Source organism: Pseudoalteromonas sp. MM17-2 (genome assembly GCF_022347945.1).
Classification (GTDB): Bacteria; Pseudomonadota; Gammaproteobacteria; order Enterobacterales; family Alteromonadaceae; genus Pseudoalteromonas; species Pseudoalteromonas ruthenica.
The window spans coordinates 116,107-132,674 of record NZ_JAKRFV010000007.1 but is presented as its reverse complement, the minus strand read 5'-3'; the positions used below and the strand labels follow the sequence as shown (position 1 = coordinate 132,674).

Below are 16,568 nucleotides of genomic sequence, written 5' to 3'. Positions count from 1 at the left end.
CCTTAGACTTGCCAATCAATGAAGTTCTGCAATAACCGGGCGCCGACTTTTGCGCTGCGCTCAGGGTGAAACTGCATGCCGGCAAAGTTATTGTTGGCGACAATCGCGGAAAACGGTTGTCCGTATTCACTTGAGGCCAAGGTCGCCTGATTACAGGCATGGGCAAAGCTATGTACAAAATACACTTGGTCGTCACTGCGTACCCCTTTAGTTAACGGGTGTTCACGCTCGATATGTAGGCGATTCCAGCCCATATGCGGTGCACTGAGCGTACCCACCTGCAGCTCACTAACGTGCCCAGGAATAACCCCTAAACACGGCGTATCTCCCTCATTGGTATAGTCACACTGCATTTGCATGCCTAAACAAATGCCAAGCAGTGGCCGCTGAAACTCGCTGATCGCTTGCTGCCAGCCGCCTTGCTTTAAGCGCTGCATAGCTACCTTGGCATGGCCGACGCCCGGTAACACCGCGCGCTCAAAAGTGACCAACTGCTCCGGGGAAGTGATCACTTCGACATCTTGCCCTAAGCGCTCAAAGGCGAAGCGCACCGAATTAATGTTGGCGCAGCCGGTATTAATGATGGCAATCATAACACCCCCTTTGAGCTTGCCATTTGCTGAGAGCTATCAAGGGCGATGGCCATGCGCAGGGCCCGAGAGAAGGCCTTGAACAGCCCCTCCACCTGGTGGTGGCAATTGCCCGGTGAAACAGACAAAATCAGCGAAATCGCGGCATTGTCACTGAGACTTTTGAAAAAGTGCTCGACCATTTGCACATCCAAATCACCGACTTTATCGCGGCTAAAGTCGGCATTCAGCACGAACGATGCACGACCAGAAAGGTCAATTTGCGCCTCGGCTTTGCACTCATCCATCGGCAGAGCAAAGCCGTAGCGAGCAATTTGTGCTTTCGTTCCGAAGGCTTGGCGCAGCGCTTGACCAAGGGCAATGCCAACATCTTCCACGAGGTGATGCTCATCAATGTGTAAGTCGCCACTGGCATTAATATCCAACGCGATATTGGCGTGGGTACGAATTTGCTCCAACATATGGTCGAAGAAACCAAGCCCAGTGCTGATAGTGCCTTGGGCGTTACTATCTAGATTGACTGCCACCGAAATTTGCGTTTCTTTGGTATCGCGCGATACCGCGCCGCTGCGATTAGCGGTGGTTAACTCGGTGACAATCTGCGGCCAATTATTGTTATAAAGAATACCGCGTATACATAGGTTTTCTGCCAACCCAAGATCGGTCTGGCGGTCGCCAATCACATAAGAGCGATTCAGATCCACTTTACCTGAGCGCATCAGCTGCGTCAGTAAACCGGTTTTCGGTTTACGACAGTTGCAATTATCGCTATCGAAGTGAGGACAAATTAATACCTCGTCAAAGTGGATACCTTGCGAGCTAAAAATCTCCATCATAGCGTTATGGGGCAGACTGAAGTCTGCTTGTGGAAAGCTCTCAGTTCCTAGGCCATCTTGGTTCGATACCATGACTAACCGATAGCCGGCATTTTGCAGCGCTAATAACGCCACAATAACATCCGGCAGCAGCTTAAGCTTTTCCAGTGAGTCGACTTGTTTATCGCTGCTTGGCTCCTCAATCAGGGTGCCATCACGGTCAATGAATAAATACGGGTTGCTCATTGTGGTTCCTTGGTTGTTGGCGCTGGGCTGGTTAAGCTGTCCAGCCAGGCTTTTACTTCATTTAACTCTTGTTCATTGCCAATGGAAATACGTAGCCAATTATCCTCGCCAAATAAGGTAAAAGGGCGCATTACCAAGCCGCGCTCATAGGCCAAGCCTATCGCGGCTTTATCCCTGAGCTGGAGGGTGACAAAATTTCCTTCCCCAGTGAGTACTTGGCTAATCGCCGCGCTGCTTTGCAGCCAATCGACCAGCTGGGCCTTCAACGTATTGAGAATACTCACTTGTCGGCGCATGGAAATGATGTTGGCACTACTTACGGCTTGCTCAGCAATGTCAGCGATAACAGTGGCGACGGGGTAGGGGGCAATCACCTTGCGCAGCGGTGCTAAGGTATCTTGCTGCGCCAAGGTAAAGCCGGTGCGCAGCCCCGCTAAAGCAAAGGCCTTGGAAAGGGTGCGCAGCACCACGACATTGGCGTTCGTGTTAATGAGCCGCGCAGCACTGTGCTGATAACAAAAATCGATATAGGCTTCATCGACCACAACAAGGGCGCGCTTGGCTAAACGCTGAGCCAATTCGGCGATTTTGTCAACGCTGATAACAGCGCCAGTGGGGTTGTTGGGGTTACAAATAAACACCAACTTAGCCTCACCGATTAACTCGCTGAGCTCGCTGGCACTGGCTTGTTGTAGTTGTGCTTGGCTAAGCTCATTAATGGCGATGTTATGGGTGTCGGCGCTGACTTTATACATGCCATAGGTGGGCGTAAACAGCGCAATACTGTCAACTCCGCTTTGGCAGTAGGTGCGCATCAGTAGTTCAATGCCCTCGTCAGCCCCTCGGGTCATTAACACTTGCTCTGGTTGCAGCTCGCTGTAGCGTGCATAGGCCTCAATCACCGCTGGCGGTTGTGGGTCAGGATAACGATTCAAATTGGATGCGTTGACGTTGTAGCTTTTGCTATACGGGCTTTCGTTGGCGTTGAGCCACGTAGTGCCGCTGAGCTTTTCACTTTTTGCCGAGCTGTACGCCTTTAATGCGGCGATATTATCCGGTAATAACTCTGTAGTCATGAGGACGCTCCTAAACGTACGCGAACTGCATTGGCATGTGCATCCAAGCCTTCAGCTTCGGCGATTGGAATAATGGCGTTGGCCAAATCAACGAGACCATTTTTAGTCACTGTTTGCACCGTGTAGGTGCGGTAAAAATCGAGCAAGCTAAGGCTCGAATATACTTTTGAATACCCATAGGTCGGTAATACATGGTTGGTGCCCGAGGCATAGTCACCGGCAGATTCAGGGGTATAATCGCCGACAAAGATGGAGCCAACATTCTTTATGTTGTTTAGGTACGGGGTGCTGTCGCCAAGTTGCAAAATTAAGTGCTCGGGGCCGTAAAGATTCGAGATGCGCACCGCTTGGTCAATATCGGTCACTTTAATTAGCGCCGAGTGTGCAAGCGCCTGACGGGCAATATCGGCGCGACTAAGGGTGGCCAGCTGTCGCTCTAAGGCACGCTCAGTGGCGGCAATGACCTCATCGCTGTCACTGAGCAAAATTACTTGCGAGTCCGGGCCATGCTCGGCCTGCGACAGCAAATCGGCGGCAACGTATTCACCATTGGCGCGACTATCGGCAATAATCAGCACTTCGGAGGGCCCGGCAGGCATGTCGATGGCAAGACCAGGCACCTGTTGTGCAGCGAGCTGTTTGGCCATGGTGACATACGCATTGCCCGGGCCAAAAATTTTATTCACTTGCGGGATAGATTCACTGCCAAAGGCCATCGCCGCAATCGCTGCGGCTCCGCCGATTTGCATGATTTGCGTGATGCCACATAGCTTAGCGGCATAGCGAATAGCCGGGTGTACTTGCTCATCGCCTTTGACTGGGGTGGCCAATACCACGGTGCTGGCACCACTGAGTTGTGCCAACACCCCTTGCATTAGCACCGAAGAGGGCAGCGGCGCACTGCCGCCGGGTACATAAATGCCCACCGCGTCAATGGCCTCATAGCGCAGCTCACAAGAAACACCCGGTTGCGTACTCAGGCTGATTGACTTCGGTTGTTGCGCTTGGTGAAAGCGTTTGATGTTGGTGTACGCTTGCTCAATAGCCGCTTTTAGTTCTTCGCTCAACTGTTGCTGGGCATCGATGATATCCTGTTGTGGACATAAAATTTCCGCCTCAGGCGAGCGTTTATCAAGCTTTGCGGCAATGGCTTTGAGTGCGCTATCACCATGTTGTTGCACCTTGGCCATAATGTCTTCACAGATGGGGCGCACATTATCGGCAGCAGCAACCCCTGGGCGCTGTAATAGCGCCTGCTGTTGTTCGCCGCTCAAAGAGTTCCACACAATCATGCTAATTACTCCATCATCTTTTCAATGGGCATGACTAAGATAGAGTTAGCGCCGAGAGCCTTGAGCGACTCCATGGTTTCCCAAAATAGTGTCTCGCTGCTAACCATGTGCAGGGCCACGTAATCATCGCTGCCAGCGAGTGCAAGCAAGGTGGGTTGTCCGGTCCCCGGAAGTAAAGCGCAGATATCATCAAGTTTGGCCTTCGGCGCGTGCATCATGATGTATTTGCTTTCCTTCGCTTGTTTGACACCGCGTAGGCGCGGCATCAGCTTGTCGATTAGCGCCAGCTTGTCGTCATCAGCGAGCTCTTGATTTTGAATCAGGCAGGCATTGGACTCTAAAATAGTGTCGCCTTGCATCAGGCCGTTGGCCTCTAGGGTGGCACCGGTCGATACCAAGTCACAGATGGCATCAGCCAGTCCAGCACGCGGCGCAACCTCGACCGAGCCGGTGAGCATAACTACACTGGCGTCAATGTTCTCACGCTCTAGGTACTGGCTTAAGATTTCAGGGTAGGTGGTGGCGATACGTTTGCCGTTGAACCACTGCTTGTCTTGTGCGCCGAGCTCCTGGGGCCAGGCTAAAGCAAGACGACAGTAACCGAAGTCTAATTTTGCCAGTTTCTTAACGGCAAAGCTGGCGCTGCTGTTGCGGCGTTCGGCTTGCACCTCTTCGAGCACGTTCTCGCCTACGATCCCCAAATCGCATACGCCATCCATAACTAAACCAGGGATATCGTCATCACGTACCCGCAGCACGTCGATAGGCATGTTGGTGGCGTGAGCAATTAAGCGCTGCTCACGCAGATTTAGTTTAACGCCAAGTTGCTTAAGCAGGTTTTGGCAATCTTTGGAAAGACGCCCTGACTTTTGGATTGCGATACGTAAACGTTTGTTATTGCTCATAATTCATTTCCTTAATAGATAAAACTAAAAACCCCGAGGGGAAACCTCGGGGCGAAAATGAATCTTGCTATATCGTCGCCAGAGGTTCCTTTTAGGAATAACCCCCCAGCGAAAGACCTGACAGGCTATTCGGTGCTGTGGTGATGATGATGAATAGTTGTCAGAATCGTTGTCATGGTCGTATGCTCTTTAGTGTGTTTGCGTTGTTTGTTGACTACGCATATAGATAATCATAGTTTTTATAAGTAGTGCAACTACTTTTTTACAAAAATTAAAGTATAAGGTATAACGGCCGATAATAGTCTGTAGGTACAACTACTTTGTTAGTGTTGATAAAAGGAAAGCGGTATGGATGTTATGATCCCTTTTTTAGGGCGGATAACGCGCCTAGAAGTGCACCACAATGGCGCTTTTCACGTTGCCGGTGTTAAAGATAACAAAGTTGCGAAGGTGCGCAACGAGCGCAAACAAGACAAGGAAGCGCGTGGGCAGGAAACATTTGTTGAAGACACGCAAAAGAAAAAAGGCAAGGACTCATCGCCTCACCTCGATACCTGGGCCTAGTGCTTAGAAGTAAAGGTGCTCTTTGATTTCACCAGCTACTTTAATCTCACACTTGTCCCCAGACTTATTATTGGAGCCTTGGATCACCCCGGCAATAGCGCCAAAAGCACCGCCTTGCTCCTGAAGTACCGAACCGAAGTAGCAGTAGCTGGAAAACTCCTCGCCTTTGTACTTGGTACTCATATTTAACGTAGGCGTATATGGAGGGAAACTGCCCTTCATCGCTGGGTCGCCATTAATACTAAGCTCTAATTTATTTTTATCGACATTGTATACGCCACCGAATACATAATCGGTGCCGTTTACTGAAACCGTTTTATCTTGGGCAACACGTGGTGGGGTCGATTTACAGCCACTGAGAAGTGCAGCGGCGACAACAGCAGAGACAACGACTAATTGTTTCATTGTTAAGTCCTTTTAGAGGGTTGTTTTAGCGCCAGAATATTAACCGAGCGTTGCCAAAATGACAACATAATATTGGCCTGTTGGTAGCAACTGATTTTTTCGTTATTATGTGCGCCTGTCCACCGAGCGCAATATCCATGACCATCGAGCAGTTATTCTCGCAAACCGGGCCTTTGGCTCTCGCACTGAAAGGCTACCAACCTCGCCAAGCGCAAATAGATATGGCGCAGGTGTGTGACTCGGCATTAAAGCATTCTCAACAAGCGATTGTTGAAGCAGAAACTGGCACCGGTAAAACCTTTGCTTACTTGCTTCCTGCGTTGGTGAACAAGGGCAAATATATTATCTCCACCGGTTCAAAGGCGTTACAAGAACAGCTCTATCACCGCGATTTACCCACTGTATACAAAGCGTTGGGCAGTGCTAAAAAGAAAGCTCTATTAAAAGGGCGCGCTAATTATGTGTGCCATTATCGCCTTAATCAACATGTTGCTCATGTTCCAAGTGACGACGCCGATATCATGCATCAGTTAGCCATGGTGGCAAAATTTGCAGCACAAACACGCAGTGGCGATATTGCCGATTGCGTCGGCATCGAAGATGATGCCAAGGTTCTGCCATACGTCACTTCCACTGCTGATAACTGCCTTGGGCGCGAGTGCCCTGATTTCGACAGTTGTTTTATTCGTAAAGCCCGTCAACGTGCCGCAGATGCCGATATCGTCGTCATTAACCATCACTTATTCTTTGCTGATATGGCGGTGAAAGACAGTGGTTTTGCCGAGTTGTTACCTGGGGCCGATGGCTATATTTTTGACGAGGCCCATCAATTGGCCGATATTGCCAGTGACTACTTTGGCGAAACAATATCGACGAAGAAGATTCTCGCTTTTATCACCGACGCGCGAATGCTTTATCGCAGTGAATTACGTGATATGTTGCAACTGGGAAAGACGCTGGACAAATTAGAATCGGCAACCAAGGACATGCGTTTGGCCTTTGGCAGTGACGGCGGGCGCGGAGACTGGCGAAAAGCGCTGACTGATAAAGCCCTGTGTGATGCGATTCACCGTGTTAATAAAGACTTAGCATTTTTGAACCAAGTACTTAAGTTATGCTTAGAGCGCAGTGAATTGGTGGAGCCGATGTTAGAGCGCTTGATGACATTGAAAGGCCAACTCGATCGCGCTTTTGATGTGTCAGTGCGTGGCTATAGTTACTGGTATGAAGCCACTCGCTACCATTTAACCATTCACATTACCCCGTTGAACATAGCGGCCAAATTCAAAGAGATGCTCAGCGAGCGAGAGGCAGGTTTCGTCTTTACTTCTGCGACATTATCGGTCAATGACAGCTTACAACACTTTAGTGATGCGCTAGGTTTATCTCCTTCGCGTACATTGATGCTGGCCAGTCCTTTTGACTATCAACATCAGGCACTGCTTTGTCTACCTCGCTATCTACCTGAGGCTAATTCCGATGCCATGCCAAGGGCGCTGGTGGGCATTTGTCAGCAAGTTATCCGCGCCGCAAAAGGGCGCTGTTTTTTGCTCTTTACTTCCTATCGTGTCATGCACATGGTCGCTGAGGTATTATGCCAACAGATGGACTATCCAGTGTTTGTGCAAGGGCAAATGTCCAAGCGCTTGTTGCTTGAGCGCTTTACTCGTCATGGCAATGCGGTATTAATGGGCACCGCGTCGTTTTGGGAAGGGGTAGATGTGCGTGGCAGCGCACTGAGCTGCGTGGTGATAGATAAACTGCCTTTTGTGGCCCCCGACGACCCATTGTTACAGGCGAGAATGCAGGACTGTGAGCAAAGTGGCGGCGAACCGTTTGCGCAGATTCAACTGCCAAGAGCAGTTATAGCGCTCAAACAAGGGGTTGGCCGGCTGATCCGTGATAGCCAAGATCGCGGTGTTTTAGTATTATGTGATAATAGAGTGATCACCCGCGACTACGGCCAAGTCTTTCTAAAAAGCTTGCCGAATATGCGTCGTAGCCGTGATATGAATGAAGTAAACGCCTTTTTAGCAGCAATAGATTAACCATGACCAACACCATTTTAGCCATCGATGCTTCCACAGAAGCGCTGTCTATCGCCTTAACCCACCAAGGACAGCAATATTGTTTCTTTGATGTCTGCCCACAGCAGCACAGCCAACGTATTTTAACTGAAATAGATACGCTACTTGCCAAGGCCAATTGCTCGCTAAAAGAGGTGGATGTTATCGGCTATTGCGAAGGACCTGGTAGCTTCACTGGCGTGCGCATCAGCGTCTCAGTGGCTCAAGGGTTGGCATTTTCAGCGCAAAAGCCCGTTGTCGGTATCTCTTCGCTGGCAATGATGGCGCAGCAAGCCATAGAGCAACGTGGTGTAAACCAAGTCGTCTCGGCCATTGATGCGCGTATGGGCGAGCTTTATGTGGGTGCTTTTGAGAATATCAATGGCCTTGCCACGCTGGTAGGCACGCAGCAAGTGGTGAAGCCAGAAGCACTCGCAGTTCCTTTTGATGCCGCCTTTGCGGTTGGCACAGGGTGGCAAAGTTACCCCGATTTAGCTCACTCAGTAGCCGGCATTAGCGTTGATGAGCATATTACGTTACCGAATAGTCAGTTTATGCTGGCGCTGGTGGCAGAGCAATTTGCACAAGGCCAACATCACAGTGCCAGTGAAGCGCAGCCAGTGTATGTTCGCGACACGGTAACGTGGAAGAAATTACCCGGACGCGAATAAAGATTGCGCAAACTCGCAGTTTATATCACACTCAATAAGTCGCTAGATTTTTATATATTAATGGTATGACGATACGTACGGTCAATTCACTCACGACTAACCCAGCGCTGGAACTGAAAAGAAATCAACAGCCTGTCGGAGATGGGCGCGCTCAAGAAAAACCCGCTGTAGAGCAGTCGGCGTCGTCTGTTAAAGACTCCAGCCAAGGTCGTCGCTTAGCAGATGCCTTATATCGTCAGACTATTTACGACCAACCTGCCAATACCCGCACCAGTAATGCGATTGCCACGTATAAAGAATACGCGTTTTTAGAGCGTCGCCAAGAAGTGCAGTCCATGCTTAGCGTGAGTGTCTACGCGTAACCTGAGCGACGTTTTTAAATTATGGACATCACCTCTCATTAACGTTAACTTAACTGCTCTTAGAAAATAATAATAAAAGTTGATTAACTCGTGCTTCACCGCGTATTTGATGTACTTGCTCGCGGCGCTGCCAAGTTAGCGGCGAACACCGTTATTCTCTCGCTGCGAGAAGGGTACATAGCCCTCATCCCATTCTTTATTATGGCGGCGCTAGTTTCTTTGGTGACTCACTGGCTTGGCTACGAGCATTTACAGGGCCCTTATGCCTATTTGTATTCTTTTAATAACCTAATATGGACGTTATTTCCGATAACGACATTGCTGTCATTTAGTTACTATTTGGCGAAGAACCTCAAGTTAAATACCTTCGCCGCACCGATTTTAGTGCTTACTTGTTTTTGTGTCGCTACGGGCTATATCTACGCGCTCGATAGCGGTGGGGTGGGTATAAATAATCGCGCCGGTGTGCTGTACACCATTCTTATGCCGATATTTTGTTGTTACCTGCTGCGCTCCGCATTGAGCTTACGTTGGCTTAGAATTATGTCTGTGGGCAATGTCAGCTTGTTTTTGGTCAAGCATCTTAATTTGATGCTGCCCTATGTGCTGACCGTTTTTGTGACCTTTGTTTTATTTCCTTACGTTGACTCTGGTTTGGCCGCTTGCTTGTCGTGGCTGAGCGCAAGTCACAGCGATTGGAGCCAATGGCAGCAGTTAATGTCGCAAATTATATTTAGCCATGTGTTTTGGCTCTTTGGTATCCATGGCGATAACACTTATCACATACTTGCCTCAGCAGAGCTCACAGGCTACGAAGTGGTGCCTGGCCTGGATAACTACAGCTTCTTATCGACCTTTGTGGCTTTAGGTGGCAGTGGTGGCATTTGGGGCCTGCTAATCGCTTGTTTATTACAAGGAAAACAAAGCCATGAGAGCCAGATTGCTAAACTAAGCGCGCCATTTTCATTTTTCAATATCAGTGAAATAATGATGTATGCAGTGCCTGTGGTGTTTAATCCATTTTTCATTATTCCTTTTTTACTTTGTCCATTGGTAAATGCAGCTATTGCCTATGCGCTACTACAAAGTGGCGCTTTACCCCTAAGCAATATTGATTCGATACCCTGGTTCACTCCGGTGCTATTGAGCGGCTACTTATTAACTGGTAGCTTTATTGGCGTGGCACTGCAAGCGGGATTGGTGGCTATCAATACACTTGTTTATTTACCCTTTGTACGCGCCAATAGTGCCCATAATATTAGCGGGCGTGAGCTCGATATTCTAGTGAAACGAGTCAGCGCAGGACGGCAACTAGAGCGCCACGTTGAAGCGCAATTCGCAAAGCGTAACACCGCGCAGTTTGCAGACCAGCGCCAGCTACATAAGGTGATCAGTGCCCTCAAAGAAGGCACTCTGTGTTTGTACTACCAGCCCAAAGTCGATAACACCACGCATAAAATCATTGGCTTCGAAGCGCTACTACGCTTAAAGCAAGCGGACGGTCAAATCAAAGCTCCATGGTTTATTGATGTGCTTGAGCGCTTTGAGATGATGGATGTGGTGGACAGCTTTGTGATTGACCAGTTAGAGCTTGATTTATTGCAGTTTCAGCGCCATCAGATGAGCCCTAAAATTAGTTTTAATATTTCTCCCGATAATTTGATTAACCGTCGTTACCGCCGCGTGCTCAAGGCGTTCTCTAAGTTTCCTGGGCAAGTTGAGGTTGAGATTCTTGAGTCGTCCTACAACAACAATTTTGAACGCACCAAAGAAATTGTCGATAAATTGCGTGCCGCTCAGATTCTATGTGCGGTAGATGATTTTGGTACCGGCTACTCATGTTTAAACATTTTAAGTAAGCTAAATGTCGATACCATTAAGTTTGACCGCAGCTTGCTTCCGGTTAACGCCGAAGACAAAGCCACCTATTTATATGAAAATATGTCACAGCTTTGTAACAAGTTAGGGTTCAGTGTTGTCGCTGAGGGGGTAGAGTCGCCATTTCACGTTGACTACATAGCAACGCTTCCTGTGAATCTAATGCAAGGCTATTATTTTGACATGCCACTCACGCTTGAACAGGCGATGCGCAGATACAGTAGCTCTTAAGCTGTGATTTAAAGCAATAAAAAAGCCGCTCCAAGAGCGGCTTTTGAGTCTTCAGTTTTCAGTAGGGTTGTTAAACTATGTTAACAAGCAATAAAACATTAACGCATGATTACAATAAGATCAACAATGTTATTTATTGTTAATAAAGTTGATTAGCTTCTGTGCGATGTCAGTGTTGTTTTGCGACCCTATAAATTGTTCTGCGCCGTTGCCATAGGCAAACACAGGAACATCAATAGCAGTGTGACCAGAGGTAGTCCATCCGGTAAAACTTGCTTCATTGATTAACTTTTTAACCGTCATGACCAGCGCATCTTCACCTACATTCTTCGCTTGGGTAAGTAAAACCTTACGTGCTTCGGTGAATTCCAGTGCCGTGGTTTGTTGCCATACCGTGGCCATATCGTCGCTTGCCAGCAATCGCTCAGCAATGACACCCGCTGTGGCCGTGACGCCTGTAACCACATCGGCGTGCCACAAATATTGGCCATTGGCACCTATGGTCAAGCCACCGGTGGAGTGATCGGCTGTGATCACCAACAGTGTGTCTGGGTGGGCATCAACATAGGCTTTGGCTTTATCAATGGCGTGGGCGAAATCGTCCATTTCTGCCATGGCACAAGCAATATCATTGGCATGACCGCACCAGTCTATTTGACTGCCTTCGATCATCACAAAGAACGGATTCTCATTGGCTGCGAGTAACGACAGTGCCTTATCGGTCATTTTCGTTAATCGTTTACTCTCTCCATCGAGAGCAAAGGGTAGACCCTTAGCGGCATACAGACCCAGGGCTGGAATTTGTTGTAATTGTTCTAATTGACTGAGGTTATCGCTGTATTGGTAGCCTTGAGCGATAAACTCATTCACTAGATTTCTATCTTCGCGAATAAAGTACTGGGTACCTCCGCCAAGCATTAAATCCACTGGCAGAGCACCGTTGATTTTATTATCGAAGAAGTCATTGGCAATGTCATCGTAGTTACGGCGAGACTCGTTATGTGCAGCAAAGCTTGCGGGGGTCGCATGGTTGATCTGCGATGTGGCGACAAGCGCGGTCGTCATTTTGCGTTCTTTGGCTATCTCAAGCATCGTTTTAAGATCATGCTTTTGAGTATCCACAGCGATGGCGCCATTGTAGCTTTTCGTTGCGGTGGACAGAGCCGTTGCGCCAGCCGCGCTGTCAGTGACGATGGTATCGTCATCAGGATAGGTGTGTGCCATGCCCACGAGGATGGAATCGAATACGGTGGGCTCTACCACCTTGGTGCTTTTATCATCAACGTAGTAGCGATAAGCGCTGGTGTAGGCAGGGCCCATACCATCGCCAATCATATAAATAATGTTCTTAGGTGCTGCTTGCTCTGCGTTGGCAAAAAAACTTGCGCAGATCATCGAAGCGAATGTTAGAGTGCGTTTCATAATGTAGTCCTGTTGTGGCTTGGCAACATTTTAAACCCACAAATCAATAAATAAACCGCAATGCGGCAAAAAGGAGTTCAAGTGCCTAGTTTTTCGGTCAAACTGCGCCATCTTCGGCTGCAAGGACAAAGCAACACAGAGTTGGCAATCACAAATAACACTGACACCGTGGTGATCGCCGTGCATGGATGGCAGGATAACAGCAACAGTTTTTTGCCTCTAATGTCTGCCCTAGGTAAGGACTTACCGATTTATGCAATTGATTGGCCCGGACACGGTTTATCGCAGTGGCGAGGCCAAGACGCACACTATTATTTTATTGATTATGTTGATGACCTTCATCAACTTGTGATGCGTTGCAAGGCCAAATATGTGCACATCATCGGACACTCCCTCGGCGCTATGGTGGCTTCATTGTACTGTGCGTGTTTTCCAGAGCGTATCACCTCACTTTCGCTCATTGAAGGCGTTGGCCTGGTCACCGCAGAGGAGTCCGACACTAAAAATGTATTGATTCAGGCGCTTAAACATCGAGCCCGCGCCAAAAAAGGGGGGATTTATGAAAGTGCTGAACAGCTCTATGAGCGCCGCGAGGCCGTGAGTGACTTCAATATTGATATCGCTCGGCAGCTAATGGCGCGCAATATTGTTAAAAAAGAGCGAAGTGTGATGTTAACAACAGATCCGCGATTAAAGCATTATTCCGCTTTTCGCTACACTAAAGCGCAAGCGCATGCTTTGTTAACACCTATAAAAGTACCCACCTTATTGATAAAGGGGGCGCAAGGTTATTCCATGGTGCACCAAAATGAACAGGAATTTAGTAAGTGCTACAACGACTTAGTTACAGATACAGTCGACGGCGGCCATCATTGCCATATGCAAAGCCCGAAGGAATGCGCGCGCCTTATTGGTGCGCACTTGCATCAAAATAGCGCAGAATAATTGTAACTTTGCGATAAATGTGGGAATATCAAAGCAATTTAGAGCAATTGCTCAATTGTGAAAGATAGCAACTTAGATTAAGGTTAGTACTGTTGTGGCGGTGAACTCTCAAGCCTGCTAAAAGCGTGGCAATGTTTATCACTCTACAGCGAACTATATGGGCATTGGTTAAGTGTCGTGCTTACTATTTGCCAAACTTATGACTGCTAAGACAAATCATTATAAGAACAAATTAATAGGAGCTTAGTGTGGAAAAAATCTGGCTAAAGCGATATCCAAAAGGTTGCCCAGAGACCATCGATCCCGCTCATTACGACTCTTTACTGTCATTATTCGAGAAAAGTTTTGCGGATTACGCCCAACTACCTGCATTCAAAAATATGGGGGTTACGCTAAGCTATGCTGAGCTAGACCAAGCAACTAAGAAAGTTGCGTCTTACATAAATAATGATCTGGGCTTAAAGCCAGGTGCAAAAGTGGCAGTAATGATGCCCAACTTATTGCAAACACCGGTATCCATACTCGGTATTTTACGGGCAGGGTGCGTGGTTGTTAACGTTAACCCTCTTTATACTGCGCGTGAACTAGAGCATCAGCTAAATGACTCCGAAGCGGATGCCATTTTTATTCTTGCCAACTTTGCCCACACCTTGGAAAAAGCACTGGGAAAAACCAATGTTAAACACATAGTGGTAACCCAAGTAGGTGACATGGTGGGCGGCCTTAAAAAGCATCTGGTCAACTTCGTTGTTAAGCATATCAAAAAGATGGTACCGAGCTTTGAGCTGCCTAATCCCATCGCTTTCACGGATGTGTTAAAAAACGGTGACGCCAGCCGTTATACTCGCCCAGAGATCACCTTGGACGACCTCGCGTTTTTACAATACACGGGTGGTACGACTGGGGTGTCTAAAGGCGCCATGCTTACCCACGGTAACATGGTGGGCAACTTAGAACAGGTATCCGGTTGTCTCGACAATATTTTAGATAAAGGCAAAGAAATTGTGGTTACTGCGCTGCCGCTTTACCACATCTTTGCACTGACGGCGAACTGCTTAACCTTTATGAAGTATGGAGGGTTGAACCTACTCATTACCAACCCACGCGACATGAAAGGCTTCGTAAAAGAGTTGAACGACAATAAATTCACCGTTATGACTGGGGTAAACACCTTATTTAATGGTCTTCTTAATACCGATGGTTTCGCCGACGTAGACTTTTCCAACTTAAAAATGTCGCTCGGTGGCGGTATGGCGGTTCAGCGTCCAGTTGCTGAACGCTGGCAGAAAGTAACCGGTACGCGTTTGGTGGAAGGTTACGGTCTTACTGAGTGTGCACCGTTGGTTACAGTTTGCCCATATGACTTGGAAGGCTACAACGGCTCTATCGGTTTGCCGGCACCAAGCACAGACATCAAATTGATGCTTGAAGATGGTCAAGAAGCACCCGCTGGCGAGCCCGGTGAACTCTGGGTTAAAGGCCCACAAGTAATGAAAGGGTACTACAACCGCCCTGATGCCACCGCAGAGTGTCTGCGCGACGGCTGGTTTGCCACCGGCGATATTGCCACTTACGATGACCAAGGTTTTTTCTATATTGTTGATCGGAAAAAGGATATGATTCTGGTATCCGGTTTTAACGTGTTCCCGAACGAAATAGAAGAAGTGGTCGCATCAATGGATGGCGTGCTTGAAGTCGCCGCTGTTGGCGTCCCTCATGATGTCAGTGGTGAGCAAGTTAAATTGTTCGTGGTGAAAAAGGATGCAGCCATTAGTGAGCAAGACATCATTAAGCATTGCCGCGAAAACCTGACCAATTACAAGGTGCCTAAATTAGTTGAGTTTAGAGAGGAATTACCGAAAACCAATGTCGGTAAAATACTCAGACGCGCACTTAAAGACGAATAAGAATAAGCAAACAAACCGGCAATCGCCGGTTTGTTTTTTAAGGAGTACAAGTGGATTACCAGTTAATCACTGAACAGGCTGAACTAGATAGCTTTGTCAATGCTATTAGTCAGGCTGAGACCTTGGCAATAGACACTGAATTTATGCGTCGGCGCACGCTTTATCCCGAAATCGCACTCCTGCAAATTTTTGATGGTCAACATCTTGGTCTTATTGACCCGTTACAGCCTCTTGATTTCACCCAACTTTGGCAGTTACTTAAATGCGAACAAGTGTTAAAAGTGCTGCATTCTCCCTCTGAGGACATCGAAGTTTTCCAAAACTTTGCTGGCTTTGTGCCAGCGCCGCTTTTCGATACCCAGTTTGCATTGCAATTGTTAGGGCAGGGGAACTGCGTAGGGTTTGCGGCGATGGTGAATTCACGCCTTAATATAGAGATTGATAAAAGCGAGTCGCGAACCAATTGGCTACAGCGGCCGTTAAGAGAAAGCCAGTTAGCCTACGCCGCCGCTGATGTTGCGCATCTATTGCCTTGCTATAACGAATTAGTGACACAGATCAGGGCGCAGGGGTGGTTTGATTTGGTGATTGCAGAGTCGCAGTTGTTGTCGGAAAAGCGCGCCCATCAAATACCCGATGAGCAGTTATACCGCGAGGTGAAAGGGGCTTGGCAGTTAGCTCCACGGGATCTAGCGATATTAAAAGAGTTGGCCATGTGGCGCCGAAAAAAGGCACAACGAAAGAATTTAGCGCTTAACTTCGTGTTGAAAGAAGCCAATATGGTGGAGATCGCCAAGCGCCGGCCTGGCTCACTCAATAGTATGCGTAATATCCCAGGCGTTGAGCCGATGGAAGTGAATCGTTCAGGTAAAGAAATCCTCGCTTGCATCGAGCGGGGCAAAGCGGTGCCTGAGCAGAGCCTTCCTAGTCGCGTAATGCGATTAATGGACTATCGTGGCTACAAACAAACGGCAAAAGATATTAAGCAAAAGATAGCCACCGTTGCCAAGCAAACCGGTATACCTGCCGACGTATTTGCCAGTAAAAAACAAATTAATCAACTTATCAGTTGGCATTGGAAGTACGACGAGCATGAACGCGAGCAGCTATTAGCACCTGATTTATTACAACCTTGGCGTTTTGATTATGTGCGCGACGCACTTGCTGATTGGGTGCTCACTTCCAACGAATGA

General features: G+C 48.1%; 15 protein-coding genes. 8 read left to right on the top strand and 7 right to left on the bottom strand.

The genetic code is table 11. The features are described 5' to 3' along the window. Positions 1–2 precede the first annotated feature (2 nt). Genes hisH through hisG form a run of 5 tightly spaced genes read right to left on the bottom strand, consistent with a single transcriptional unit; the run spans position 3 to position 4,924 of the window. The gene (gene hisH, locus MHM93_RS08125) at positions 3–593 is read right to left on the bottom strand and encodes an imidazole glycerol phosphate synthase subunit HisH (protein ID WP_239448626.1); all 591 of its coding nucleotides are present in this window, start codon (positions 591–593) and stop codon (positions 3–5) included. Next, on the bottom strand, positions 590–1,651 hold the full coding sequence (hisB, locus tag MHM93_RS08120) for a bifunctional histidinol-phosphatase/imidazoleglycerol-phosphate dehydratase HisB (protein ID WP_239448625.1): 1,062 nt from the start codon (positions 1,649–1,651) through the stop codon (positions 590–592). Before hisB ends, hisH begins: the two co-directional genes overlap by 4 nt. Further along, positions 1,648–2,727, bottom strand: a complete 1,080-nt coding sequence (gene hisC / locus MHM93_RS08115; protein ID WP_239448624.1) for a histidinol-phosphate transaminase — start codon at positions 2,725–2,727, stop codon at positions 1,648–1,650. Before hisC ends, hisB begins: the two co-directional genes overlap by 4 nt. Beyond that, positions 2,724–4,019: a histidinol dehydrogenase gene (gene hisD, locus MHM93_RS08110; RefSeq protein WP_239448623.1), complete on the bottom strand. Its 1,296-nt coding sequence runs from the start codon at positions 4,017–4,019 to the stop codon at positions 2,724–2,726. The genes hisC and hisD overlap by 4 nt, the downstream gene beginning before the upstream one ends. A 5-nt stretch (positions 4,020–4,024) precedes the next feature. Further along, entirely contained in the window at positions 4,025–4,924 is a 900-nt protein-coding gene (gene hisG / locus MHM93_RS08105; RefSeq protein WP_045979979.1) for an ATP phosphoribosyltransferase, read from the bottom strand. 348 nt (positions 4,925–5,272) lie between these two features. On the opposite strand from hisG, the gene MHM93_RS08100 reads away from it, so the two are divergent. Continuing rightward, on the top strand, positions 5,273–5,488 hold the full coding sequence (locus MHM93_RS08100; RefSeq protein ID WP_053909412.1) for a hypothetical protein: 216 nt from the start codon (positions 5,273–5,275) through the stop codon (positions 5,486–5,488). A 3-nt stretch (positions 5,489–5,491) separates the two neighbouring features. Here the strand turns inward: MHM93_RS08100 and MHM93_RS08095 are convergent, their stop codons facing one another. After that, positions 5,492–5,893: a hypothetical protein gene (locus MHM93_RS08095; RefSeq protein ID WP_022946838.1), complete on the bottom strand. Its 402-nt coding sequence runs from the start codon at positions 5,891–5,893 to the stop codon at positions 5,492–5,494. Positions 5,894–6,024: 131 nt separating this feature from the next. Here MHM93_RS08095 and MHM93_RS08090 point away from each other — a divergent pair, with 131 nt between their 5' ends. The 4 genes from MHM93_RS08090 (at position 6,025) to MHM93_RS08075 (ending at position 11,101) form a co-directional block, all read left to right on the top strand. After that, positions 6,025–7,941 carry an ATP-dependent DNA helicase gene (locus MHM93_RS08090; RefSeq protein WP_100229312.1) on the top strand — a complete coding sequence of 639 codons (1,917 nt, stop codon included), beginning with the start codon at positions 6,025–6,027 and terminating at the stop codon, positions 7,939–7,941. 2 nt (positions 7,942–7,943) lie between these two features. Further along, a complete protein-coding gene (gene tsaB, locus MHM93_RS08085) occupies positions 7,944–8,630 on the top strand; it encodes a tRNA (adenosine(37)-N6)-threonylcarbamoyltransferase complex dimerization subunit type 1 TsaB (protein WP_053909414.1) in 687 nt (228 codons plus the stop codon). Positions 8,631–8,695: 65 nt separating this feature from the next. Then, complete coding sequence (locus tag MHM93_RS08080) at positions 8,696–8,992, top strand: hypothetical protein (RefSeq protein ID WP_130146413.1); 297 nt, start codon at positions 8,696–8,698, stop codon at positions 8,990–8,992. Positions 8,993–9,082: 90 nt separating this feature from the next. Further along, positions 9,083–11,101: an EAL domain-containing protein gene (locus MHM93_RS08075; RefSeq protein WP_239448622.1), complete on the top strand. Its 2,019-nt coding sequence runs from the start codon at positions 9,083–9,085 to the stop codon at positions 11,099–11,101. 129 nt (positions 11,102–11,230) lie between these two features. Here MHM93_RS08075 and MHM93_RS08070 read toward each other — a convergent pair whose 3' ends face one another. Continuing rightward, positions 11,231–12,523 carry an alkaline phosphatase gene (locus tag MHM93_RS08070; protein ID WP_239448621.1) on the bottom strand — a complete coding sequence of 431 codons (1,293 nt, stop codon included), beginning with the start codon at positions 12,521–12,523 and terminating at the stop codon, positions 11,231–11,233. An 81-nt stretch (positions 12,524–12,604) separates the two neighbouring features. Between MHM93_RS08070 and MHM93_RS08065 the strand changes: the two genes are divergently transcribed. From MHM93_RS08065 to rnd, 3 genes are all read left to right on the top strand, one after another. Beyond that, the gene (locus MHM93_RS08065; protein ID WP_239448620.1) at positions 12,605–13,468 is read left to right on the top strand and encodes an alpha/beta hydrolase; all 864 of its coding nucleotides are present in this window, start codon (positions 12,605–12,607) and stop codon (positions 13,466–13,468) included. 248 nt (positions 13,469–13,716) lie between these two features. Then, complete coding sequence (gene fadD, locus MHM93_RS08060) at positions 13,717–15,375, top strand: long-chain-fatty-acid--CoA ligase FadD (RefSeq protein WP_022946845.1); 1,659 nt, start codon at positions 13,717–13,719, stop codon at positions 15,373–15,375. 50 nt (positions 15,376–15,425) lie between these two features. Further along, a complete protein-coding gene (gene rnd, locus MHM93_RS08055) occupies positions 15,426–16,568 on the top strand; it encodes a ribonuclease D (RefSeq protein WP_239448619.1) in 1,143 nt (380 codons plus the stop codon).